This is a genomic window from Pseudomonas sp. CJQ_9 (genome assembly GCF_043106615.1).
Classification (GTDB): Bacteria; Pseudomonadota; Gammaproteobacteria; order Pseudomonadales; family Pseudomonadaceae; genus Aquipseudomonas; species Aquipseudomonas juntendi.
Genome location: NZ_JBICMS010000083.1, coordinates 71,186 through 94,076 on the forward strand (window position 1 = coordinate 71,186; position 22,891 = coordinate 94,076).

Sequence of the window (22,891 nt, forward strand, 5' to 3'; positions counted from 1 at the left end):
ATGTCTTTCAAGCGCACGATCCACGCAGTAGACACCCACGCCGGCACTCCGATGCGGGTGATCACCGGCGGCGTACCTCATGTGCCCGGCGACACCGTGTATGCAAAGATGAAGTGGCTGGAGGAAAATGACGACCAGCTGCGCAAACTGATGTTGCGTGAGCCTCGTGGCTACCCTGCGCACTGCTGCAACATCATCGTTCCACCTTGCCACCCGGAAGCCGACGCCGGCTATGTGATCATGGAGCAGATCGAGTACCCGGTGATGTCTGGCGGCAACACCATTTCTGTCGTTACCGTATTGCTGGAAATGGGCTTGCTGCCCATGAAAGAACCGTTGACCGAACTGGTGCTCGAAGCCCCAGCTGGGCTGATCCGTATCAAGGCAGAGTGCAAGGATGGCAAGGTCAAAGGCGTTACTTTCCAGAATGTGCCGGCCTTCGCCGCGCACCTGGACGCCGTCATCGAAGTGCCGCACCTGGGCAAAGTCAAAGTCGATGTCGGCTGGGGTGGCATGTTCTACGTGATCGCGGATGTACGTCAGTTCAAGGGTCTTGAGCTGATTCCCCAGCACGGCGGCGAGATCGCGCGTATTTCTTCGATGATCCGGGAAGCGGCCATCGAGCAATTGCCGGTGGCGCATCCCGACTATCCAGGTGTCGGCATCACGATCTCGCAGCTGTCGGGGCCTACCGATGACCCTAAAGCCGATTGGAAGAATGTCGTGACCATGGCTTCGGGCGATTTCTCCTGGGATGACCCTGCCACCTGGACAGGCGCCCTCGATCGCTGCCCATGCGGAACCGGCACGAGCGCGAAGATGGCGACACTGCACGCCAAAGGCGAGCTGCCGCTGAACAAAGACTTCCGGCACCAGGGCATCGTCGGCAACATCTATACCGGCCGCCTGATCGACGAAACCACCATCGGCAGCCATAAGGCGGTGGTACCGACCATTACCGGCAAAAGCTGGATTTATGGTTTGAACACGTTCGTGCTGGATCATGACGATCCATTCACCGAAGGTTTCACCATCGGCGACATCTGGGCCTGATACCAGCCTTCAGTCCCATTGAAAAAAGCGTACGCCGCGGCTCCGATCGGACCGCGGCGTATGTCTTTCAAGGCGCAGCCAGAACCTTCCATGAGTCGTCCCGGCCGTTATATTTTCACGCAGCGATGGGTGCGATAGTGACTCAAACAACACCTAAAAGTAGATTCGCATGTACAGAAGCACTTCCACCCCTGCGGATGACAACGGCTGTGGCTGGTTCCACCTGAGCCCGGCCCGCACTCCAAAACCTGGTCACAAGGGCCGCAGCTCGGCACGCTGGGTTGTATTGGGCGCAGGCTTCACCGGCCTCGCTGCGGCACGCCAGCTCGCCTTCCATTTTCCAGCAGATGAAATCATTCTGATCGAGGCCCAAGTCGTGGGGTTTGGCGCATCCGGGCGCAACTCAGGCTTCGCCATCGACCTGCCTCATGACATTGGTGCTGCGGACTATATTGGCCCGCTGCCGACTGCCCGGATGAATCTGAAGCTCAATCTGCGGGCGCAGGGCATCCTTGAGCAATTGATCAAAGAGCACGGCATCGACTGCCAGATAAGGCCAGATGGCAAATATCAAGCTGCCGTGGAAGCCAAGGGGCTTGCGGTGTTGGAGGCATATCGCAGTGGCCTCGAAAAGCTTGACCAACCCTATGAAATGATCGATGCACAAGATCTTCCAGATCATCTGGGTACATCGTTCTACAAAAAGGCGTTGTATACCCCCGGTACCAAACTGCTACAGCCAGCGGCACTGGCCAAAGGGCTCGCAGAGACGCTGCCGGCCAACGTTACCCTCTACGAGGGCACGGTCATCACCTCTATCGAACAGGGCGACCGCGTCACGCTGAGGCACGACGCTGGCGAGATCATCGCCGACCAGTTGCTGCTCACCAATAACGCCTTTGCTTCGCACTTCGGCTTCCTGCCGGGCCGTCTCCTGCCTATCTTCACCTACGCGAGCATGACTCGCCCCCTGACGGCAGAGGAACAGCAGCGACTCGGCGGCAAGGAAACCTGGGGCGTGATCCCCGCAGATCCGTTCGGTAGCACATTACGTCGTACCCCCGATCAACGCCTGCTCGTGCGCAACAGTTTCAGCTTCAATGCCGATGGTCGTGCCCACCAGCGTTATCTGGATCGTGCCGGGCGCCAGCACAGGGACTCGTTCGAACGACGCTTTCCGATGCTTTCAGGCTTGCCGTTCGAGTACACCTGGGGCGGTTCCATGTGCTTGTCGCGCAACCACATGTCGCACTTCGGCTCACTCGCGCGCAATGTACATGGCGCGCTGTGTTGCAATGGCCTGGGCATCACCCGCGGCACCGTGACCGGCACTTTGCTGGCCAACTGGCTCGCCGGCGAACGCGATGAGCTGATTGATTTCCTGTTGAGTGCCGAAGGGCCGAATCGCAACCCTCCCGAACCGTTTCTGAGCGTTGGCGTGAACTTGAATCTGCGCTGGGGTCAGCACCGCGCCGGAATGGAAAGCTAAGAGGACGACATGCAGAGCCTGGGCATTATCGGTGTAGGTGAACTGACTGAAAGCATCGTTCGCGGATTGCGCAGAGGCGGGTTTACCGGCGTGATCATCCTGTCTCCGCGAAACGCGGAACGCGCCCAGACCCTGGCTGCAGAATGCGCATGCCAGGTTCTGCAAGACAATCAGGCGGTCGTTGATTGCAGCGAAATCGTGCTGCTCGGCGTCCGGCCAGAACATATCACAAGCGTGGCAAATGAAGTTCACCTGAAGCCCGGCCAAAAGCTGATCTCGCTTGCGGCAGGCATAAGCCTGAAGCAACTGCGCACCGCATTCCCGCAAGCCGACTGCGTGCGGGCAATGCTCTCATGCGCAGCCAAGCTCAACCGCTCGACGGTTGTCGTCTGCCCGCCTGATGCGGCGACGGCGAACCTGCTCGAAACGTTGGGCCAGCTGGTCACCTTGAAAGACGAAGATTCGTTCGAGCTTGCAACCGTCGCAGCGTGCATGAACAGCTGGTTTTACTTCTTGCTGCACGATCTTGAGCAATGGTTGAGTGAAAAAGGATTGCCCGCTGACCAGGCCCGCGCCTTGGTGCTTGGCAATATCAAGGACTGTGTAGGCTCTGCGGAATCCAACCCCGACAAAAGTCTCCAGTCACTGGGCTGGGCAATTGCAACTCCGGGGACTTTCTCTGCCGAAGGGCTGTCCGTGTTGATGCACCAACCGGTAAGCGCCAACTGGGGAGCTGCCTGTGAAGTTGTACTGGACGCACTTCTTACCCGAACTCGACCACCGCAGTAAAGAATCGAAAAGCCCGATTACTGTTATGACTTGTCCTGTGCGTTATATGGCCTGTTAACAATCGATGCCATAGTGACGCACGGCAGGATGCCAAGGTGCGCAAGTCACCCATTGGACAAGGCGCCTCCCCCGCTAGTTATAACCCGCATAGTTGACCCGCCATCGGGCCGGTGACTGTGCGCGCAATAAAAACAAGAGGTAGTAAATGTCAGTTTCAAAACGTTCCGTCGAGGATGCTCCACTCAATGCGTTTCACCGCAAACTAGCGGTCTATTCGTCGGGGGGGCCGTTTCTTGACGGCTATGTATTAAGCATTATCGGCGTTGCCATGGTTCAGATTTCAGGCGCCCTTTCCCTTAGTGCTTTTTGGGAAGGCCTGATTGCAGCGTCCGCCTTGATTGGTGTCTTTCTAGGTGGATTTTTAGGCGGGTGGTTCACTGACAAGTACGGCCGAAAAATCCTGTACCTGGTTGATTTGATCGCCATCGTAGGTTTTTCGGTCGCGCAGTTCTGGGTGGAGTCAGCGTGGGCCCTGTTTGCCTGGCGCTTGCTGATCGGTATCGCTGTCGGCGCTGACTACCCGATCGCCACATCCCTGCTGGCCGAATTCTTGCCCCGCAAGCACAGGGGCCCCTTGCTGGCTGCAATGGTGCTCATGTGGTTCGCAGGCGCCGCAGTCGCCTACCTGGTAGGTGAACTCTTGCTCCGCGCCATGGGTGATGACGGCTGGCGCTGGGTCTTGGCCAGTGCGGTGGTACCTGGCGCACTGTTCCTGATCGCCCGCTCTGGCACCCCGGAGTCGCCACGCTGGCTGCTGAACAAAGGGCGCGTGGCTGAAGCAGATGCGGTGATCAAGAAGGTATACGGGCCCTCGTATTCCATCAGTGATCTGCCAGAAGCGGTAAGCGAAAAGCCAACGTCCGTGTGGTCGCTGTTCCACTCCGGCTATGGCAAGCGCATGGCATTCATCACGCTGTTCTGGACCTGCGCCATTGTTCCTCTGTTCGCAATCTATGCGTTTGCCCCCAAAGTCCTGCAAGCATTGAAACTGACCGGTGACTGGGCCAGCTACGGCTCCATCGCCATCACGTTCCTGTTTACCTTGGGCTGCCTCCTGGCGACCAAGCTGATCAACCGCATGGGCCGGCGCAAGATGCTGATTCACAGCTTCCTGTGGTCAGGCTTGTCCCTCCTGCTGCTTGGCATGTTCCCGGACGCCTCCCCTACCCTCGTATTGATCCTTTTTGGCGGGTATGCGGTCATGATCGGCGGCGCTCAGGTACTGGAATATGTATACCCCAATGAACTCTTCCCGACCGAGATCCGCGCGTCCGCGGTGGGGCTTGCAACATCGCTCTCGCGCATTGGCGCAGCGGTCGGCACTTATCTGGTGCCTATTTCACTCGCGTCGTTGGGCATTGCCAACACCATGTTCGCAGCGGCTGCGATTTCGCTTTTTGGCGCACTCATCTCCTGGTGGCTGGCCCCAGAGACGAGCAAGCTTGACCTGCAGCAGGCTTCTTCACTAACTCACGCCAAAGCAGGCAGTTACTAACCAACCTGAACGACCGAGACACCAAGGAGTACCTGATGACCCAAGTTCTTACCGTTGTACGAAACGCTGCCGAGTCGGCACTGGGTGAAACCTCCCCAGCCAAACTGCCAATCGGCGACATCGTCGCCGTGGCGGCCACCGGCCAGGCACAGACCGATGAAGCGGTCGGCGCCAGCATCGGCGTCTGGGAAAGCAGCGTTGGCGTTTTCCGTCGCCATCTGAAGAACCGCGAATTCAGCCACATCGTTAGCGGCTGGTGCACGTTTACCCCAGACGGTGGCGAGCCTGTAGAGCTGCGCGCGGGTGATGCCGTGCTGTTCCCCGAGAACTGTGAAGGCGTCTGGGACATACGCGAGCCACTGCGCAAAACCTACGTGTTGTTCTAAGGAGGGGTCATGATCGAAAGGATCAAGCCTGGCGCCCGCGCCAGCCAGATGGTGCTCATCAATGGCCGCATTGAAACCTCTGGCATCGTGGCCGAAGCACCCCAGGGTAGCATCAGCGAGCAGACCCAATGCGTGCTGGCCCAGCTCGAGCGTTGGCTTTCAGAAGTAGGCGCGAGCAAGAAAAACATCTCACGTATTCAGATCTGGCTGGCCAACATGGACGACTTCGGCGCCATGAACGCAGTCTACGATGCGTGGGTAGGCGATGAGCCACCGGTACGTGCGTGCGTAGGCGCGCAACTGGCCGCGCCTGAGTACCTCATCGAGATTCAGGCTTTCGGCGAGATGCCGTAACGTTGGCCTGTTCGCTCGCCAATCGCCGCAGCCACAAACTGCGGCGTTTTTTTGCGCTGAACTTATAGCTCAGGATCCAGCCCGACCCGTTCGTTGCTCCATTCAAAGCGTTCAACCTCGTGTCGGCGCTTGCGAAAGCTGTAGGGCGTTTCGCCGTACTGCTTGCGGAACCAGAGTATGAAATGGGACGCGTCCGAGAAACCGCAGGCCAGCGCAATGGTCGTGATGTTCTGACTGGTATTGACCAGCAAACGCCTGGCGTGATCGAGACGCAGCTTGCGCCAATAGTTGGCTGGAGGTTCTTGCGTATTGGCTACGAACTCGCGGTGCAACTGTCGAGGATGGGTACCGACCGCACTGGCAACCGCCTGGATGGTAAGGGACGACCCCAGATTCTCGCGCATGAAAGCGATGGCTCGTTGCACCCGGTCGTTTTGATACACGCCCTCTTGCGGTTGGGTCGCCGCCTCTTCGTTTCGCTCCTCGACCAACAGGTATTCCAGGCCTTTTTGTGCCCGGACGGCTCCGCAGTGGCGGCGTATCAGGCTGGCTGCCAGGTCAATAGCGGTGCCACCGGGACAGGTGATGATCCCCCGATCATCAACATAGTTCTTGTCGATTACCGCAGTGGAAAGCGGGAAGCGCTCCTTGAATTCTTCCCGCAGGGTGAAATGCAGCGCACAGCGCCTGCCATCCAGCAGCCCCGCCTTGCCCAGCACGAAAGAACCGGAGCACAGAGCGATGATCGGAATATTGGCAGCATGCACATCCCGTAGCGCGTCGAGCAGCCAGTCAGGCGGGTTGCGCGTCTCTCCGAGCAGTCCGCCGGCAATCACGATGTAGTCATACTGGGCCCAGAGGTTCAGGGGCTTGGTCGGTGAGACAGGCATGCCGCAACTGGCCACAATGGGCTGGTCATTCAGCGTCATCCAGTCCCACTGACAAAACACCTGCTGGCTGCGGAAGGACTTGTCCGCCGCGAAACGCAAGGAATCCACCAGCCCAGCAACGGGCACCAAGGTGAAGTGATTCATCAAGACAAAGCCGACCCTCAACTCTGGCTTGATGGAGGCAGGAACGCTGCTTTGTTCTTCGGATTCCCGGACCACTGCGAATCACCTCGGCGTGTTGGACTGCTCAATTCTAAAGCACCCCCGCGGTCCTACATATCATATCAATCTCAGCTAATGGGAAGTTTAGGACATTCATTGCGAATAGGCACAAGCGTACGATCAATTGTCATGCGCGTAATATCTAGGCGGCCGTTTACTGAGCATCATGTTGACAAAAACCAACATGCTCAAAGGCACTCACTATGTACCGTGGATTCTGGTATGCCCAGGCACTCGACCTGGACAGCGATCTGGCCCCTGCTCTGCAGGATGCAATTCAAGCGGATGTCTGCATTGTCGGCGGCGGCTTCCTTGGCCTTTGGTCGGCCATCCGCCTGAAGCAGGCGCACCCGGAAAAAACCATCGTTATCGTCGAGCGCGATCGTTGCGGTTCTGGTGCCAGCGGGCGTAACGGTGGGGTCGCCACGAACTGGTGGGGCAAGTACCTGTCGGTGCGTACCATCTGCGGTGACGTCGAAGCCCGACGCATCTGTGAAGCCGCTGAATCGGCCATCGACGAAATTGGCAGCTTCTGCCAGGAGCACGGTATCGATGCCCAGTACCGTAAAGACGGTTGGTTGTGGACTGCCACCAACCAGCGGCAGATGGGTTCCTGGAAGGTACTGACCGACGGCTTGCAGAAGCTCGATGTCAATCCGTTCCAGGAGCTGGACCGTGAGACCATTCGCGGCCGCGTGGGCTCGCCGCTGGTTCTGGGCGGTATCTACGACCCTAACGCCGCCACCGTGCAGCCTGCCATGCTGGCGCGTGGCCTGCGCCGCGTCGCCCTGAAGCTCGGGGTGAAGATATTCGAAAAATCGCCATTCACCCACCTTGAGCGCGGCAAGAATCCCGTGGTGCACACGGCGATGGGGCGTGTGAAGGCCCATCATGTTGTGCTTGCACTCAACGCCTGGGGTGCACAGTTCCCCGAGCTGCGTCGCATGATTGCCATCATGTCCAGCGATATGGTGGCCACCGCGCCGGTCAAAGCCAAGCTCGATGCCATCGGCTTCAGTGGCGGCGAGTGCATGACCGACTCGCGCACCGTGCTCAACTACTGGCGCAACACCCCGGATGGCCGCGTCGTGTTCGGCAAGCCGCTGGGCCAGTTCGCCTATGCCGGACGCATCGGCAATCTTTACGAAAAACCATCGCCGGCTGCTGACAAGGTCGCTGCCGAACTGCGTCGTCTGTATCCACAGTTGCAAGACGTGCCAGTAGTGAGCAGCTGGACCGGCCCGATCGACCGTGCCATGAAAGGCCTGCCGAACTTCGGCTATCTCGACCATCATGGGACCGTCAGCTACGGCATTGGCTTCTCGGGTAACGGTGTGGCCACCACCGTCTTTGCCAGCCGCATCATCAAGTCGCTGGCGACCCATGCCAACGATGAGTGGGCCAACTGCGGCCTGGTCAATCAGAAAATGAAACTGCTGCCGCCAGAGCCCTTCCGTTTCTTCGGCGCGCACATGGTGCGCGATGCACTGGTGCGTAAAGAGTCCCTTGAAGACCACGACCAGGACGCAGGCTTCATCACCCGACAGCTGGTTTCCATGGCGCCAGCCGGCTATGTCCCTGCCCAGAAGAAATAAGTATCAGGATCAGGATCATGAGTGAGCATATTGTTTTCCTCGACGATGACGGCCTTGCCGCATCGACGCGCCTCAAGCGCCCTGACTGCGAGCACAGCTGGCAGCAGTTTGCCTACACCCATCCCGACCAGGTGCTTGAGCACCTGAAGGACGCCACCGTGGCACTGACGTGCAGCGTGCCGCTGCGTGAAGAGCACCTGCGTCAGTTGCCAAAACTGAAGATGATTTCCCTGGCCTTGACCGGTCGCGACATTGTTGACGTCGACTACTGCGATGCTCACGGCATCGAAGTTTCCAGCGTACCGGGCTATGCCGCGAACACTGTCGCCGAACACAGCATGGCGATGATGCTCGAGCTGTTCCGTCGCCCGGCCGCTTTCAGCCGCCTGATGCGCAAGGTGCATGCCGGCCAGGCTGAGTACAAGAACATTTACTTCGACCACCGTATCCGTGATGTGCGGGGCAAGCAGATGGCGATCATCGGCAGCGGCCCGATCGCCATCCGCCTGGCCGCGCTCGCTCGCGCCTTCGGTATGGAAGTGTTGTTCGAAGACCGGGGCGGAAAACGCCCGGGGCCAGACAACCGCCCGCTGGACAGCCTGCTCAAGAGTTGCGATGTGCTGTCGATCAACGCGCCCTTGACGCCTGAAACCTACAACATGATCGATGCCCAGAAGCTTGCGCTTATGAAAAGCGATGCTTTGGTCATCAACACCGGTCGCGGCGGCATCGTCAACGAGGCAGCGCTGATCGACGCTCTGCAAAATGGTCGCCTGGGTGGCGTTGCACTCGACGTAGTCGAAGTTGAACCGCTGCACCCGAGCAACCCGCTGTTCCAGCTCATCGATCGCGACGATTTCATCCTCAACCCGCACATCGCCTGGAGCAGCGAGGATGCCATGCAGCAGTTGATGGATCGCGCCGTCGATAACATCACTGATTTCGTAGCCCGCCACAATATTCAAGAAAGGACTTGCACCGCATGACCATTGCCACCAAAAGCAGCTTCGTCGATGGCGCTTTCGTAGCCCTGGACAGCAGCACCGATATCCTCGAAAACCGCAACCCTTCCAACCCAGGTGAAGTGGTAGAGCGCTTCGTGCGTGCTGACCAGCTGCTGACCGAGCAGGCAATCGCCGCCGCACGCCGCGCCCAGCCGGCATGGGCGCGCAGCAACCCACAGCAGCGTGCCGATGCGCTGGATTTTATCGGCACCGAGATTCTTGCACGCCGTGAAGAGCTGGCCACCCTGCTCGCCCGTGAGGAAGGCAAGATCGTTCGCGAAGCGCTGGGTGAAGTTGACCGCGCCGGGCGCTCGTTCAAGTTCTATGCCCAGGAGGCGCTGCGCGCCGAGGGCGAGAAATACCAATCGGTGCGCCAGGACGTCGGAATTGACGTATTCACACAACCACTGGGAGTGATTGGCATCATTGCGCCGTGGAACTTCCCGATTGCCATCCCCGCCTGGAAGATCGCGCCAGCACTGTGCTTCGGCAACTGCGTAGTATTCAAACCTGCCGAACTGGTCCCCTCTTCAGCTTGGGCCTTGGCTGAAATCATCAGCCGCTCGGGTCTGCCTGCCGGCGTGTTCAACATGCTCATCGGCCCAGGTCGCAGCGTGGGCGATACCATTATTCGCTCGCCAGAGGTGGACGGCATCAGCTTCACCGGCTCGGAAAACACCGGTCGCCAGATCGCCAGGCTGGCTGCTGAAGGCATGAAGAAAGTGCAGCTGGAGATGGGCGGCAAGAACCCGCTGATTGTGTTGGATGATGCCGACCTGGAACAGGCGGTGGATGTGGCGCTCAATGGCTCGTTCTTCAGCACCGGCCAGCGTTGCACGGCCAGCTCTCGCGTTATCGTCACCGAGGGTATTCACGACAAGTTCGTAGCGCGCCTGGCCGAGCGTACGCAAGCACTGACAGTGGGCGATGCATTGCAAGCCTCTACCGATATCGGCCCAGTGGTGGATGGTCGGCAGCTGGAGCAGAACCTATCCTATGTGGCCAGCGGCTGTGAACAGGGTGCCAGGCTGGTTTGTGGCGGTGAACGCATTGAAAACCAGGCTGGCGCCCATCTCTTCACGCCAGCGCTGTTCACCGAGGTGACGCCGGACATGCGCATCTATCGCGAAGAGATCTTTGGGCCGGTGCTGAGCGTGTTGAAGGTACGGGATTACGAAGAAGCCTTCGCGGCGGCAGAGGACACCGCTTTCGGTCTTTCGGCGGGTATTGTCACCACCTCGCTGCGCCACGCCGAACATTTCAAGCGCTACAGCACGGCGGGCATGGTAATGGTCAACCTGCCAACCGCTGGTGTGGATTATCACGTGCCGTTCGGTGGTAACGGTGCATCAAGCCTGGGCTCTCGCGAGCAAGGCACCCACGCCCGTCAATTCTTCACTCGCGTCAAGACGACCTACCAGCTGGCCTGACGTCGCCTATCCAAACGCAAGCTGTTCATCGCGAGATCGACGCTGGAGTCGGTCTCGTGAAACCTGGTGTACGAACAATTATAAATTTGAGGTAATGAGCAAGATGGCCAAGGCCGCCGATGTCGTAGTGCAATGCCTGGAGAACGAAGGTGTCGAATATGTATTCGGCATTCCTGGTGAGGAGAACCTCGACCTGCTGGAGTCCCTGCGCAAGTCGAAAATCAAGCTGGTACTGACCCGTCACGAGCAGTCTGCAGGTTTCATGGCTGCCACCTACGGTCGCCTGACCGGCAAGACCGGCGTCAGCCTGTCGACCCTCGGCCCGGGTGCCACTAACCTGGTCACCGCCAGTGCCTACGCGTACCTGGGCGGCATGCCGATGCTGATGATCACCGGCCAGAAGCCGATCAAGAAGTCCAAGCAGGGCCGCTTCCAGATCATCGACGTATGCGGCATGATGGACCCCATCACCAAGTACACCCACCAGTTCGCCTCGGCCGACAACATCCCGGCCCGCATGCGCGAAGCCTTCCGCCTGGCTGAAGAAGAGAAGCCGGGTGCCGTGCACTTGGAGCTGCCAGAAGACATCGCTGCCGAGCAAACCGACTCGCTGCCAATTCCGCCAAGCCTGCACCGCCGTCCACTGGCAGAGCACAAGGCCATCGAAGCTGCCGTGGCGAAACTGCAGGCCGCCCGCAGCCCAATCCTGGTGATCGGCGCCGGCGCCAACCGCAAGATGACTGCCAAGGTCCTCAAGCAGCTGATCGACAAGACCGGTATCCCGTTCATCACCACGCAGATGGGTAAAGGTGTGGTCGACGAGCGTCACCCGCGCTTCCTGGGTGACGCTGCGCTATCGTCCGGTGACTTCGTCCACCGCGCCATCGAAGCGGCCGACCTGATCATCAACATCGGCCACGACGTGATTGAGAAGCCGCCGTTCTTCATGGTCCGTGGCGGCACCGAAGTCATCCACATCAGCTTCCGCTCTGCCGAAGTCGATGCTGTGTACTTCCCGCAGGTGGAGGTGATCGGTGACATCGCCAACGCCGTGTGGCAGATCAGCGAAGCACTGAACAAGACCGCACACTGGGACTTCACCCGCCTGATGACCATTCGTGAGGCGAACGAAGCGCAAATCGTAGAAGGTGGCGACGATGACCGTTTCCCGGTGTATCCGCAGCGCCTGGTCGCTGACATCCGTCGCGTACTTCCGTCCGAAGGCATCGTCGCCCTGGACAACGGTATCTACAAGATCTGGTTCGCCCGCAACTACAAGGCGCACAAGCCGAACACCGTGCTGCTGGACAACGCCCTGGCAACCATGGGCGCCGGCCTGCCGTCGGCCATGGCGGCGCACCTGGTGCACCCGGACCGCCCGGTGATCTCGGTGTGCGGTGACGGCGGCTTCATGATGAACAGTCAGGAGCTGGAAACCGCAGTGCGTCTGGGCATGCACATCACCGTGGTGATCCTGCGTGACGACGGTTACGGCATGATCCGCTGGAAGCAGGCCAACATGGGCTTCACTGATTTCGGCCTGGACTACGGTAACCCGGATTTCGTGAAGTACGCCGAAGCGTACGGTGCCAATGGTTATCGGGTCGAAAGCGCGGATGCCTTACTGCCCCTGCTGGACCACTGTGTTTCCAACCCCGGTGTGCACGTGATCGACTGCCCGGTGGACTACAGCGAAAACGATCGCATCCTGAATATAAACCTGCGCGAGCGTAGCGCGGCTGTGTGAGGAGAGACGATCCATCCAGTCACCTGAACTCTTGTGGTAACTAGTCCTTCTTGGGACGCGGGCGCTTAGCGCCCGTTTTTTGGAAACCCTTCATCAAAGGTTCAAATCAACCGTCCTTCTAACGCCTGTGGCCTGACAAGCCGCGCCATGGCTAATTCGTAAGCTGATCATGTGTCGCATGTTTCTTAACAGTGTCATGCCGCCAACAAAAAATAAAAGATCAGCCGTACTTGGAGACCCCATGACTCGTCCAACTCGTTCGATCGAAGATGTTGCACTCACCCGATTTCATCGGCTACTCACCTTGCGCTCCGCTGGCGGCTCCTTCGTCGACGGTTACATACTCAGCATTATTGGCATCGCATTGATGCCCACCTCTGCCGCACTCAATCTGAGCAGCTTCTGGGAGGGGATGATCGCGGCATCCGCCCTGATAGGCATTTTCTTTGGCGGTTTTCTCGGCGGCTCCCTGACCCAGCGCCTGGGCCGTAAACGGGTCTACTTTATTGGCCCAATCATATTTGTCGTCGCGTCACTGGCTCAATATTGGGTCAGCGACCCCCTCACCTTGTTTGTTCTTAGGCTGATATTGGGGATAGCGGTAGGCATCGAGTATCCGGTCGCCACCGCAATGCTTGTCGAATTCATGCCAAAAAAATATCGAGGCCCGCGCCTTGCCTGGTTCATGATCATCTGGTTTGCGGGCGCCGCCGTGGCCTATGGGCTGGGTGAGCTGATTTTGCGCATAGGGGGTGCTGATGCCTGGCGCCTGGTATTGGCAAGTGGCGCTGTGTTCGGCCTGGCGTTGATATGGGTTCGCGTAGGCTCACCCGAATCGCCGCGCTGGCTTTTGAGCAAAGGCCGCCCGAAAGAAGCCGAGCAAATCATCAAAGCCGTCTATGGCCCCGCATTTTCACTGGAAAACCTTCCGGAAGAGCCGCAAACGCAATCGCTCTCCACCTGGTCGTTGCTCCGCGCGGGTTACGGGAGGCGAATGTTTTTCGTGAGCGCATTCTGGACATGCTCGATCATCCCGTTGTTTGGCGTTTACGCATTCGCCCCCAAAGTCATGTCGTCATTGAATCTGGAAGGTGACCTCGCTTCCAGCGCCTCGTTCGGCATCACCTTACTCTTCATCGGCGGATGCGCCGTGGCGGCCAAGCTGATCAATACATTGGGCCGGCGGAACCTGTTATTGCTCAGCCTTTTCCTTTCCGGCGTATCCCTGCTTGGCCTGGGAATCATGCACGCGAGCGGCCCTGTGGGAATCCTGCTGCTTTTCGGCCTCTATGCAGTATCCATAGGCGGCGCGCAAGTGCTCGCGCTCGTATATCCCAATGAAATCTTTCCTACTGAAATTCGTACGCAGGCGGTCGGCCTTGGTACTTCGCTCTCAAGAATCGGGGCAGCCTTGGGCACTTATCTCGTGCCGATCTCTCTTCAAGGTTACGGAATTGAATTGACTATGTACGCGGCAGCAGCCATCACCTTCGTCGGCCTGGGGGTCAGCTGGATAATGGCCCCGGAAACACGCTCCATGAGCCTGCAGCAGGCTGCTGCGCTTAGCTGAACATGGCGCATATGAGTCGCTCCCGCAGTGGAATGACTCATGGTGATACCGTACAAACGCCACTTTTGAATCGGCGCAGCTACAAAAAGGCCAGCCTTGGTTAATCAGGGCTGGCCTTTTTACAACAAGCACATCAGACGAAGCGAACACCAGCAGCTTGCTGGCCAAGGGTACTGGCCCGTTAGACAAAGCTACCCAAGGCAAGCAGTATCAGCAGCACGAGAATGACATTTCGCGCTACCGCTTCCTTTACACGCTGGGCAAGCCGCGCGCCCAGCCAGACGCCTGACACCAGCACCGGCAAGCTCATCAGTCCGAGGTGTAACGACTCACGCCCGAACAGACCAAGCGCCCAGAAAGCGGGAAGCGCTGCCACATCCATTGCCAGAAACGCTGCAACGATCGACGCACGCCCCGCTTCCAAGGCCAGCGGAGACCCCAGGAAAAAGACAATGACGGGTGGACCACCCAAGCCCAGCGAACCATTGAGCACCCCTGCCCCCGCCCCTGTTGCAGCGGTCTGCATGGTCGTAGGCATGTGCTGTAGCTTGTAGCCCGTAATCATGACCAGACAGCAAGCGATTATCAGGATCGCGAGCACAAACTTGACATACTCAGCGGGTATGTTGACAAGCAGATAAGCGCCCACCGGCGTCGCCATGATCGAGCTGATGACCAGCACACGAATAGATCGCCAATGCACATGCCCCCATAAAGACGGCAAGAGTCTCAGGCCGGCAGCAATTTCCAGAACAAACATGGCAGGAACGATCGTCGATAACGGCAACACGAACGAAAGTGACATGATGGCCAGCAGGGTAAAGCCGAAGCCCGAGAAACCCCGTGCTACCGCAGCCACGAAGACACAGCATAGGGCGTAAGCGGTAACTAACGGCGAGACAAGCACAGCATCAGAAAGCATGTTTCTCTGCACCTGATCAGTGATGGGTATCGCCAAGCATGTGGCGTTGAGGCTTGTGCTCGCCGGCGAGACTGAGCGGCGGCGCCTGTTGCATTGTGTTATTTACGACACAGACCGGATAGTAGCGGACGGACTCAATGTATAAAGAGTGAGCGCGATGGATAAATGCTCATCTCGTGCTCCGCCTAGCCCTACCGGAAAGGCGCATGGGGCATTTCAATTTTGGACTTGAAATGGACGGTGGCTGCCGGTTTTCGGTGGTGATCGCCGGAACGAAAAAAGGGCCCTGAGGCCCTTTTTTCAACAACCTACAGACTTCCATGAAATTCTGTAGATCTATATTTGGAGCGGGAAACGAGACGCCAACTAAGCATCTATCCCTTTGAAAAGGCTAGGCTTTTTCAGCCCTACCCCGCTGCAGTGGACGAGATTATGGACTAGTTGTCTGAGCATGGCAAGCCTAAATTTTCCACTGTGCTCCATCAGCGTCCACGGGCAGCTGGTCAGCGCCTCAGCCAGCATCATCCATGCTGAGGCGCAGGGCTGACGGCATAGAATTTTGGCGCCGCAGCCTCGCCTCCTGGGTTGAGCACTGTCGGGCGTGTAGGCTGAAGCCCCCGAGGCCTCCTTACGTGCAATTATCGAGCACAAGCTCAGGCATCAGCGGAATCACCACCGACACCTCACTTCGAGCCGCCGTGCGAACTTCCTCGTAGACCTTCTTGGAAAGCAGACGCTTGGCATGGCGCATGAATTGCGCCTGCTCGGAGAGCTGGGTCATCAACATCAACTTGCGCCGCTCCTCTTTCTGCTCGTGTTGAGCCACGCCGCGATCAACCCGAACGCCAGCCAGTTCCTTCTTGGTCATGATGATCGCGTAGTTGATTCTTCTCAGCCACTGGGTGTCCAGCTCCTTACGCCCGGCATAAGCCTCCTGTCGAGCCAACTTGACTTGTGCCCGCATGGAGGCAATTTCGGAGACCAAGGTGGCTTCCCTGCTGAGCATTTCAGTCACTCGGCAGCCGCGCTGGTGCAGATTTTCTGCCAGCCGATCTATCACATTCCTCAAGTCGCCATTCGTCATCGCTTGACCTCCCGAGGCCGGCTGAGCGAATAGTCCTTGTGGATCATCTCCCCTGTAGCGCTTGGGTTCACAAAAGCAGGCCTCACCCACACCATCCGATCCTGCAAGCGCCGAATGTGCCCGCGCCGCAGATGCCCCCTGGGAGAGGCGTGATGACCTCCCACACCGTCCGAACCACTTCGAGGCGCCTCAACTTGCAGCACGTGGTAGTTGAAGAACGGTGGCTTGCCTTTAGTCTTGCGCTTCTTGTTCAACAGACTGGGAGCAGCAACGTCGCCCACCCGCACATTGGCGCAATTCAGCATCACACTGGCTTGCAGGAAGGCTCCGGTTTCATCGCGAGTTTCATTAATGATGCAGGCTAAGGTTCGCTCATAGCCAAGTTCTTCGCAGTAATGGTCGAACTTCTCGGGCATCAGAATCGTAGGCGCGATGTTGAATTTACGTGGTTTGGAATACGTTGGATCGACCTCCAGCATCCAGTCACCCGCTAACCGCTCCACCAATGTCGCTTCCTCGGGAACATAGTCCGCCACCTCATTCTGATGTGGAATGAACACCCCGCCTATAGGCAGCGTCCAGCGACTCGTGGCGTCATTCCAGTACAGCGAGTACACCACCACGCCCCCCTGTTCCTCTGTAAGGAATCGCTCTGTATCAGGTAGCATTTCAGCCAGCTCAGGCCCCATGGTGATGCACAGGGCGATTCGCTTGGTTGACCGGTGACATCCGGGCTTGTCCTCGCCTTCGTTGCCGACGAACACCCAAGGTGATTCCAGCGCAACCACAGGAAAGGGCAGTCTTGCCAAGTCCAGATGTGCCTGGCGGATTTCGCCCATATCCACCAACTCAGCGCAGTTGGGTAAGATAAACTTCACGCTTTCACGCAACAGCCGCACCAAGACATGATGGGCATGCAGGATGCCGGGCATGTCCTTACGCACGGTACGCATGCCTGACTCCAGTTGTTCGATGGCCTGTGTACAGTAATTCAGCGGTTTCACTCGCTCTTCCGTTTGCATGCGCTACTCCTTGAATCGCTTATAACCCGGCCTGCGTGGTTGGCGTCAGTCTGGGCAATTGCTGCAACAACCCACGCGGTAACTTGAAGCCTTTGAAAGGTTCTTGCGTGATAGGGTTGAAGGCCTTCTCCGCGTTGAGCCTGTAACGCATCACGCCATCGCCGGTCCTGAAGCTCAGGTCTACGCTGGTCGCCGTACGCCCGTTGAGCGCGCCACGGCTGAGCAAGCGGAACATCGACCAGGGGCCACGGTATTCAAGGCTGCTGCTATTGCCGTTCTGCCTGAGCAAGGTCAGGTTGCTGCGCACCTGCTGCCCCAAGGTATTAGGCCAGACGATACCGGTGATCTGACTCGGGCCATGGGTATAGGAAATCAGTTGGCCGTCCAGGTCCAACAAGCTTGTGCGCTGGTTGGCGCTCAACCCCAACGGCTCGATGCTGAACTGCACACTCAGGTTGCCACGCTGATCAAAAAAGGTCTCACGGATACGGTCTGCCCGCTCCAGCTGTTCGATCACATCGCTGCGGATCAGTGATTGCCCCTGCTGGCCGGCCTGCAGGGCTTCGAGGTTATCCTTCAGGAAGACTTTCAGGTATTGATCATGGAACTGCTGCAACCGTCCCTTCGGCCCGAAGAACGCTTCAAAGTCGTCCAGGGAGGCATCGGGCGCCCGTACCATGAAGGGGTAGCGCCCTGCCAGGCGCTGCTGGAAGAAGCTGTACACCTCGGCATCCCAGCGCCGCTCCAGCTCGCGCAGGGCTTCGACATTCAGCACTTGTGCCGTTTGATCCGCCACTTTCCTGACTTGGTGGTTGATTGGCTCTGGCAAGCCGGTGGCGACTCGCTGCAAGGTGCCAATTGGATCCTGCCCCGTCATCGAGAAACGTTGATGCACGGCCTGGAGTGCAGCTTTGCCTCTGTCCGGACTGTCCTGCACCGCCTTGGCGTAATCATGAACAGCCGCAATGGCACCAAGGGTTTCATCGTAGTAGCTGGGCTTCTCGCCCGTCGCCCGCAGCATGCCGCTCAGCCCGGCAAAAGCCCGCTGAATAGCCCACGCCTGCTGTTGCTCGGGGTTGCTGCTTTTCGGTTGCAGTGCTTCGGTCTCTCCGGGTGACTCGACGCCCACAGGTGAAGACAGTGAAGTGTTATCTCTCACCGTATCCAACAACCGATGCATGGGGGCCGCGGGCCCGGTGAACTGCTGCAGGATCGCAACCCCATGATCCAGATCACGGAAGTCAGCCACCGAAATGGCGTTCAAGGCGCGCCGCCAACTGTCGATGTAGTCCGCGCTGTACAAGTTGCGCAGCCGCTCACTCAGCGCCTCACGATCTGCGTCCGAATAATCAAGCTGGCCGCGCTCACCCAGCGCCCACTGGTCGATCATCGCCATGTCGGCAAACCGCTGACTGCGCGGCTCGAAGTACTCCTTGAAGCCTTTGGCGGTGAGCATCGGTGCCAGAAGGACATCATCGCCCTTCCTGGAACTGCCAGATGACTGATACACCACATCAAAGGCTGGCCCCACCTGATGACGCAGGTCCAAGCCGGTGTGCAACTGCTCCCCAGCCTGCTGTTTCAAGCTCGCATACACTCGCTCTGGCAGCGGTACCCTGCGCAATGCCTGCTGTACCTCGGCGATACGCTGGCTGTACTGCGGAAGATCGGTATCAGCATAGGCCAAGGCGTACTTCAGGTGCCGCATCAGGTCGCGTTGCAGTTGGCCCTGTCCGGGAAACTGCCGTTGCCACTGACGTGCCATCCAGTCCTCGACCCATTCGGGGCGGCGGTTCTGGCGGTCCTCCAGCATGCGGTAAACCCTGAGTGCAGCCATTTGCTGCTCACTGCCTGGGGACGCCGCGTTCATGGCATCGATCACACCGCTGGCCAAGGCTGGCAGGAATCGTTTGGAGAGCAAGCTCAGGTAGGCCTCATCGACCGTAGGTCCGATGGCTCGCCCCTGATACAGACCTAGATCTGCAACACCCGGCCACGCGGCGCGATAGTCGCCAAACACCGACACGGCATCACGGATCTGGTCCAGCGGCTCCAGCAGATTGCGTCCGCTCGGATCCAACCGCTGATCCACTTCGTGATGGCTGTACTCCCTGCTCTTGGCGAGCACGTTGGCGGCTTTGGCACTATTGATATCAAAGTAGCGCTGCCAGCTGGCAATGGCGACACAGACCGCCAAGGCGCCCACACCGGAGCCTACCCAGAGCAACTGGCGCTTGCTGCGTGCCACCTTGATGTTGTCCCCGGCAAGGCCGGCTTCCTGGTAGATGACCCGTCTGAATGCGTGCTGGATGAAATAGGCCAGCGCCTTGCCTTGCGCCTTGCCCTCAAGCAACGGAAGCTTCGTCTTGTAAGGCTGTGCCGCCTCACGCACGAACGCATTGAGCATGTCACCCTGCTGCATGACCGAAGACCAGTACACGCCACGCACCAAGGCAGGCGTGGTGAAACGGTCGCTTGCCAGCGTTTCTTTCAGAAAGCCCAGCAGTATCGGGCGCAACCCGACCAACTGGGCATGCAATGAGAAAAGACGCGCTCGCAGTGGCGCACCACCCAACGTATCGAGACGGTCCACCACCTGCTCAAACGTCTGCCTAATCAATCGGTCGTAGTGATCGCCATACTCTTCCAGCCAGGCGTCGAACGTCCCCACCGCATCCAGCTTGAACGTGAAGCCCAGCATCTTTTCCCGCGAGCCAGCAGGAAGCCCGGCGTAAAACTGGTCAAAACCATCCAGCAGATCGAACTTGGTCAGCACTACATACAGCGGCAGGCGAGAGCCCAACTGACTGCTCAGCTCGTACAGTCGCGTGCGCAAGACATGTGCCAGCGCAACGCGCTGCTCAGGTGTGCCGTGCAGCAGCGCAGGGAGGTCGACAGCCAGCAGCACGCCGTTGAGCGCTCTTTGGCTGCGGTTGCGCACCAACCAACCCAGCAAGTGTTGCCACAACCTGGCCGCAGTGTCGGGAGGAACTTCATTGGCATCGGTTTCCTCGGCTGGCGAAACTGGCCGCGATGCTTGACTGATGAAGGCGCCCGGTGGATCGATGATCACCGCTTCGTTGCTGACCCACCAACCGATCGGGTAGGCCAGCCCTCGCGCTTGTCGGCCCCGTGCTTGTGCCTTGTCGATGCGGGTCAGCGAGAAATTCTGTTCGGTACGGTCGATGAAGCTGGTCTTGCCGGCGTGCTGGTCGCCCAACACCAGGTACCAGGGCAATCGGTACAAGGCGCGTCGCCCACCCGCATTGTGCAGAAATCGCGAAAGCCCTTGGTCCAATGCCTTCTCTTGCGCTTGAACGAACGGCAACGTGCGGTCCACCTCGGCGGCCACCGCCTGATTGCGTTCTGCCTGCAGGCGGTGATTACGCCTGCGCAACACAACCAGCCAGCACAGCAGGGGCACCAGCACGAGCACCAGACTTGCCAGCCCTCGATGGGCCATGCTGGCCAACGGCTGCTGCTCGCGCCACGTCCATTGCGGACCGAGCCACCAGATGGCAACCAGCATCAGTACAGCGCCCAGTACCAGCAGCAGCGGCATGGCCAAACCGATACGGGTCACCCAGGGCAAGCCCCAGCGTTTGAGGTGCTTCCATAGTGGGTTCATCGTGACTCCAGTTCCTTGTTCCGATCAGTCTGCATTTGCGGTGCCGCATACTGCTGAAGGCGTTGAAAGACCTCCGGCTCCCAGGCGCTGGCGGTGGTTTCCTGCATCGTTCTGGCTACACCTGCACATAGGTCCTGGGCCAGCCAGGACACGCCCCGAGCGGCCAACAGGTCAGCGGCGATGACGGTGGTATGGCAACGCTCACGGGGGGCGTGGAGCTCCGCCTGCATCCCCTGTAGCCTGAGCAAAACCGGCTCCACACCGCCCACTTCCAACTGGTTGACCAATTCCTCACGCAGGCTGACAAACTCATGGGTGGCCGCCCCCTGATCGGATGCACCTTGTGTACCCTTGAGCCACGCCAGGCATTGGTCATCGACAAATACCCGGCCGTCGCTGAAGCACAACTGCTGCAGTGCCGGCATGCGCTGCACGAACCGCGCGGTCGCAGCACGAATGGCTTCAGCCACCTCGCCCATGGCCAGCCGCGTGGCGGCGGTGGCCGCGAGGAAACTGCCGCGTATCCAGTAGGGACAAGCCGTCACGCTCTTTTCGATCCGCAGGAGCAAGGCCGCGTCAATCGCGGTCCCCGCAATGGCCTCTTCATAATCACCGGCAATATCCTGAGGCACGGCCATCAGCTCGGTGCGGTTGCCTTGCTTGGTTTGAGGCGCCGTCTGGATATGCGCCCACAAGCCGAACCGACGCAACTGGTAGCCGGTCGGATCGTAGGGATCCTGCTGGTTGATCAGCTCGGCCATGGTGAGCATGGCCCTTCGGGATTCACGCTCGCTGCCCAACGACCCACGGGGCATTGGTGTGGCGATGACCTCGGCCAATGGCGCAGATTTGATACCGTTTGCAGTGGCCTTTGCCGTGGCCGACTCAGCCGCGCCATTGGCAAGCTCTGTGTGTTTGCCAAGCAGGCGCTTCAGTTCGCCCAGAACGGCTTCATCCAACTGCGCAGCAGCTTGCTGCTGTAGCAGACGTTGCAACGCGTCCTGTGCTGCCGCCGCATGCGCGGGGTTGTACGTGAAGCGGTCCAACCGTGGTAGCGCTTCGATAAGACGATTGAGTATCAGGGCAACCAACTTGCGTTTACCCAGGAAGCCTTTAGGGCCAGGTTTCGGATACGAGCCTTCCCAATACTGATCGATCAGTCCGGCGAGCATTGACAGGGTAAAACCCCATTGTCCCCAGCATCGGCTGCGCAGCCAGGCGGCACTCAGATGCGCGGCGATGCGTAGATGTTTGCACTGCTCGCTCAGGTACTGACGAGACGCTTCTTCGATGTAGGCCCAGTCGATGGAAGCCTCCTGCAGCCCACCCAGCTTGACCATCTCCTGGTCAATGGCCTGGTAGGTTTCGTCCTCCACGTCGAACAATCCAGCAGGGGTCTGCGCGTCGATGGGGGCAAGCAACCGGGCAATTTCCTGTGCGGTGACCTCTGCTACCAGCGACATGCTTTGCGCGCCTCATCGATGAGTGGGTCCAGCCCCTGAGCGTCAAAAACCAGGCCGTGAACGGCTGGGTTGTCACTTCCTACGTGAATGCGATGAGCCCCGATCAGTTGCTTGATCTGCTCGATGCCCGGCAGGCCTCGCCCGGCATCGAGCACTTGGCCGTTCTCCATCACCTGCCATGGCCTGGTAGTGGTGGCGCCGCGCTCCCCGCGCAGGCGTACCTTCACGCGGCTGCTATCGATGGGGTGCGCGGTGATCAGCTGCAGCCTGGAGATGTTCTGCACACAACTGATCACCAAGTAGGGCTGCGGTGCGACCGAGGCGATTGCAGGCGCCGAAATCACGATTCCGTCGCCCCCGGAACTGAGACGAAACATCAGGTCCTGTGGCGCACGCCCCACCTCTTGAGCCAACACGCGACGCAAGGTAGGTGCATCTTGCTCTTGCGCTGACCACTGTCGACTTATCGTGTGCGCCGGCGTGCCCGCTGCCTGATCAAAACATGCCAAACGCTCGATGTTAGACACGATTCGCGGACAGTCCCGCGACTCGACTGCCAGGGCAGGCGTCCAACAAAACAGCAATAGGAGCCAAACTCCATTTGGATAGCGAGCAATCATCCCATCTCAACTCTTTTACTCAATAGCACACATGCACTAGCAACCACCCGGCCACTCCCCAAACAGCG

At 59.0% G+C, this 22,891-nt stretch carries 18 protein-coding genes; 11 read left to right on the forward strand and 7 right to left on the reverse strand.

Annotation, left to right across the window (positions count from 1 at the left end):
• From ACF8SD_RS16440 to ACF8SD_RS16465, 6 genes are all read left to right on the forward strand, one after another.
• The gene (locus ACF8SD_RS16440; RefSeq protein WP_392484711.1) at positions 1 to 1,053 is read left to right on the forward strand and encodes a proline racemase family protein; all 1,053 of its coding nucleotides are present in this window, start codon (positions 1 to 3) and stop codon (positions 1,051 to 1,053) included.
• Positions 1,054 to 1,222: 169 nt separating this feature from the next.
• The gene (locus tag ACF8SD_RS16445; RefSeq protein ID WP_392484712.1) at positions 1,223 to 2,542 is read left to right on the forward strand and encodes an NAD(P)/FAD-dependent oxidoreductase; all 1,320 of its coding nucleotides are present in this window, start codon (positions 1,223 to 1,225) and stop codon (positions 2,540 to 2,542) included.
• A 9-nt stretch (positions 2,543 to 2,551) separates the two neighbouring features.
• Complete coding sequence (locus tag ACF8SD_RS16450) at positions 2,552 to 3,331, forward strand: NAD(P)-binding domain-containing protein (RefSeq protein WP_392484713.1); 780 nt, start codon at positions 2,552 to 2,554, stop codon at positions 3,329 to 3,331.
• Positions 3,332 to 3,536: 205 nt separating this feature from the next.
• Positions 3,537 to 4,886, forward strand: a complete 1,350-nt coding sequence (locus ACF8SD_RS16455; protein WP_392484714.1) for an MFS transporter — start codon at positions 3,537 to 3,539, stop codon at positions 4,884 to 4,886.
• 35 nt (positions 4,887 to 4,921) lie between these two features.
• A complete protein-coding gene (locus ACF8SD_RS16460; RefSeq protein ID WP_102689153.1) occupies positions 4,922 to 5,272 on the forward strand; it encodes a cupin domain-containing protein in 351 nt (116 codons plus the stop codon).
• Positions 5,273 to 5,281: 9 nt separating this feature from the next.
• On the forward strand, positions 5,282 to 5,626 hold the full coding sequence (locus ACF8SD_RS16465) for a RidA family protein (RefSeq protein WP_392484715.1): 345 nt from the start codon (positions 5,282 to 5,284) through the stop codon (positions 5,624 to 5,626).
• Between the two features lie 62 nt (positions 5,627 to 5,688).
• Here ACF8SD_RS16465 and ACF8SD_RS16470 read toward each other — a convergent pair whose 3' ends face one another.
• Positions 5,689 to 6,735: a GlxA family transcriptional regulator gene (locus tag ACF8SD_RS16470; RefSeq protein ID WP_392484716.1), complete on the reverse strand. Its 1,047-nt coding sequence runs from the start codon at positions 6,733 to 6,735 to the stop codon at positions 5,689 to 5,691.
• A 206-nt stretch (positions 6,736 to 6,941) separates the two neighbouring features.
• Between ACF8SD_RS16470 and ACF8SD_RS16475 the strand changes: the two genes are divergently transcribed.
• The 5 genes from ACF8SD_RS16475 to ACF8SD_RS16495 all read left to right on the forward strand — a co-directional run bounded on the left by ACF8SD_RS16475 (position 6,942) and on the right by ACF8SD_RS16495 (position 14,084).
• The gene (locus ACF8SD_RS16475) at positions 6,942 to 8,333 is read left to right on the forward strand and encodes an NAD(P)/FAD-dependent oxidoreductase (protein WP_392484717.1); all 1,392 of its coding nucleotides are present in this window, start codon (positions 6,942 to 6,944) and stop codon (positions 8,331 to 8,333) included.
• A gap of 17 nt (positions 8,334 to 8,350) precedes the next feature.
• Positions 8,351 to 9,319 (forward strand): NAD(P)-dependent oxidoreductase, encoded by a 969-nt coding sequence (locus tag ACF8SD_RS16480; protein ID WP_392484718.1) that lies wholly within the window; start codon positions 8,351 to 8,353, stop codon positions 9,317 to 9,319.
• On the forward strand, positions 9,316 to 10,767 hold the full coding sequence (locus tag ACF8SD_RS16485; RefSeq protein ID WP_392484719.1) for an aldehyde dehydrogenase family protein: 1,452 nt from the start codon (positions 9,316 to 9,318) through the stop codon (positions 10,765 to 10,767). Before ACF8SD_RS16480 ends, ACF8SD_RS16485 begins: the two co-directional genes overlap by 4 nt.
• A gap of 103 nt (positions 10,768 to 10,870) precedes the next feature.
• Entirely contained in the window at positions 10,871 to 12,514 is a 1,644-nt protein-coding gene (locus ACF8SD_RS16490; RefSeq protein ID WP_392484822.1) for an acetolactate synthase large subunit, read from the forward strand.
• A gap of 241 nt (positions 12,515 to 12,755) precedes the next feature.
• A complete protein-coding gene (locus ACF8SD_RS16495) occupies positions 12,756 to 14,084 on the forward strand; it encodes an MFS transporter (RefSeq protein ID WP_392484720.1) in 1,329 nt (442 codons plus the stop codon).
• A gap of 181 nt (positions 14,085 to 14,265) precedes the next feature.
• On the opposite strand, the gene ACF8SD_RS16500 is transcribed toward ACF8SD_RS16495, so the two are convergent.
• The 6 genes from ACF8SD_RS16500 to vasI form a co-directional block, all read right to left on the reverse strand.
• On the reverse strand, positions 14,266 to 15,006 hold the full coding sequence (locus ACF8SD_RS16500) for a sulfite exporter TauE/SafE family protein (protein ID WP_392484721.1): 741 nt from the start codon (positions 15,004 to 15,006) through the stop codon (positions 14,266 to 14,268).
• 628 nt (positions 15,007 to 15,634) lie between these two features.
• A complete protein-coding gene (locus tag ACF8SD_RS16505) occupies positions 15,635 to 16,090 on the reverse strand; it encodes a hypothetical protein (RefSeq protein WP_392484722.1) in 456 nt (151 codons plus the stop codon).
• Positions 16,087 to 17,112 (reverse strand): hypothetical protein, encoded by a 1,026-nt coding sequence (locus tag ACF8SD_RS16510; protein ID WP_392484723.1) that lies wholly within the window; start codon positions 17,110 to 17,112, stop codon positions 16,087 to 16,089. The genes ACF8SD_RS16505 and ACF8SD_RS16510 overlap by 4 nt, the downstream gene beginning before the upstream one ends.
• A gap of 19 nt (positions 17,113 to 17,131) precedes the next feature.
• The gene (gene tssM / locus ACF8SD_RS16515; RefSeq protein ID WP_392484724.1) at positions 17,132 to 20,740 is read right to left on the reverse strand and encodes a type VI secretion system membrane subunit TssM; all 3,609 of its coding nucleotides are present in this window, start codon (positions 20,738 to 20,740) and stop codon (positions 17,132 to 17,134) included.
• On the reverse strand, positions 20,737 to 22,203 hold the full coding sequence (gene tssA, locus ACF8SD_RS16520; protein ID WP_392484725.1) for a type VI secretion system protein TssA: 1,467 nt from the start codon (positions 22,201 to 22,203) through the stop codon (positions 20,737 to 20,739). The genes tssM and tssA overlap by 4 nt, the downstream gene beginning before the upstream one ends.
• Entirely contained in the window at positions 22,191 to 22,823 is a 633-nt protein-coding gene (gene vasI, locus ACF8SD_RS16525) for a type VI secretion system-associated protein VasI (RefSeq protein WP_392484726.1), read from the reverse strand. The genes tssA and vasI overlap by 13 nt, the downstream gene beginning before the upstream one ends.
• Positions 22,824 to 22,891: the final 68 nt, after the last annotated feature.

Excerpts from the sequence above, each read along its gene's own strand:
- ACF8SD_RS16440 (WP_392484711.1), top strand. The coding sequence starts at position 1 with ATGTCTTTCAAGCGCACGATCCACGCAGTAGACACCCACGCCGGCACT.
- ACF8SD_RS16445 (WP_392484712.1), top strand. The coding sequence starts at position 1,223 with ATGTACAGAAGCACTTCCACCCCTGCGGATGACAACGGCTGTGGCTGG.
- ACF8SD_RS16450 (WP_392484713.1), top strand. The coding sequence starts at position 2,552 with ATGCAGAGCCTGGGCATTATCGGTGTAGGTGAACTGACTGAAAGCATC.
- ACF8SD_RS16455 (WP_392484714.1), top strand. The coding sequence starts at position 3,537 with ATGTCAGTTTCAAAACGTTCCGTCGAGGATGCTCCACTCAATGCGTTT.
- ACF8SD_RS16460 (WP_102689153.1), top strand. The coding sequence starts at position 4,922 with ATGACCCAAGTTCTTACCGTTGTACGAAACGCTGCCGAGTCGGCACTG.
- ACF8SD_RS16465 (WP_392484715.1), top strand. The coding sequence starts at position 5,282 with ATGATCGAAAGGATCAAGCCTGGCGCCCGCGCCAGCCAGATGGTGCTC.
- ACF8SD_RS16475 (WP_392484717.1), top strand. The coding sequence starts at position 6,942 with ATGTACCGTGGATTCTGGTATGCCCAGGCACTCGACCTGGACAGCGAT.
- ACF8SD_RS16480 (WP_392484718.1), top strand. The coding sequence starts at position 8,351 with ATGAGTGAGCATATTGTTTTCCTCGACGATGACGGCCTTGCCGCATCG.
- ACF8SD_RS16485 (WP_392484719.1), top strand. The coding sequence starts at position 9,316 with ATGACCATTGCCACCAAAAGCAGCTTCGTCGATGGCGCTTTCGTAGCC.
- ACF8SD_RS16490 (WP_392484822.1), top strand. The coding sequence starts at position 10,871 with ATGGCCAAGGCCGCCGATGTCGTAGTGCAATGCCTGGAGAACGAAGGT.
- ACF8SD_RS16495 (WP_392484720.1), top strand. The coding sequence starts at position 12,756 with ATGACTCGTCCAACTCGTTCGATCGAAGATGTTGCACTCACCCGATTT.
- ACF8SD_RS16500 (WP_392484721.1), bottom strand. The coding sequence starts at position 15,006 with ATGCTTTCTGATGCTGTGCTTGTCTCGCCGTTAGTTACCGCTTACGCC.
- ACF8SD_RS16505 (WP_392484722.1), bottom strand. The coding sequence starts at position 16,090 with ATGACGAATGGCGACTTGAGGAATGTGATAGATCGGCTGGCAGAAAAT.
- ACF8SD_RS16510 (WP_392484723.1), bottom strand. The coding sequence starts at position 17,112 with ATGCAAACGGAAGAGCGAGTGAAACCGCTGAATTACTGTACACAGGCC.
- tssM (WP_392484724.1), bottom strand. The coding sequence starts at position 20,740 with ATGAACCCACTATGGAAGCACCTCAAACGCTGGGGCTTGCCCTGGGTG.
- tssA (WP_392484725.1), bottom strand. The coding sequence starts at position 22,203 with ATGTCGCTGGTAGCAGAGGTCACCGCACAGGAAATTGCCCGGTTGCTT.
- vasI (WP_392484726.1), bottom strand. The coding sequence starts at position 22,823 with ATGATTGCTCGCTATCCAAATGGAGTTTGGCTCCTATTGCTGTTTTGT.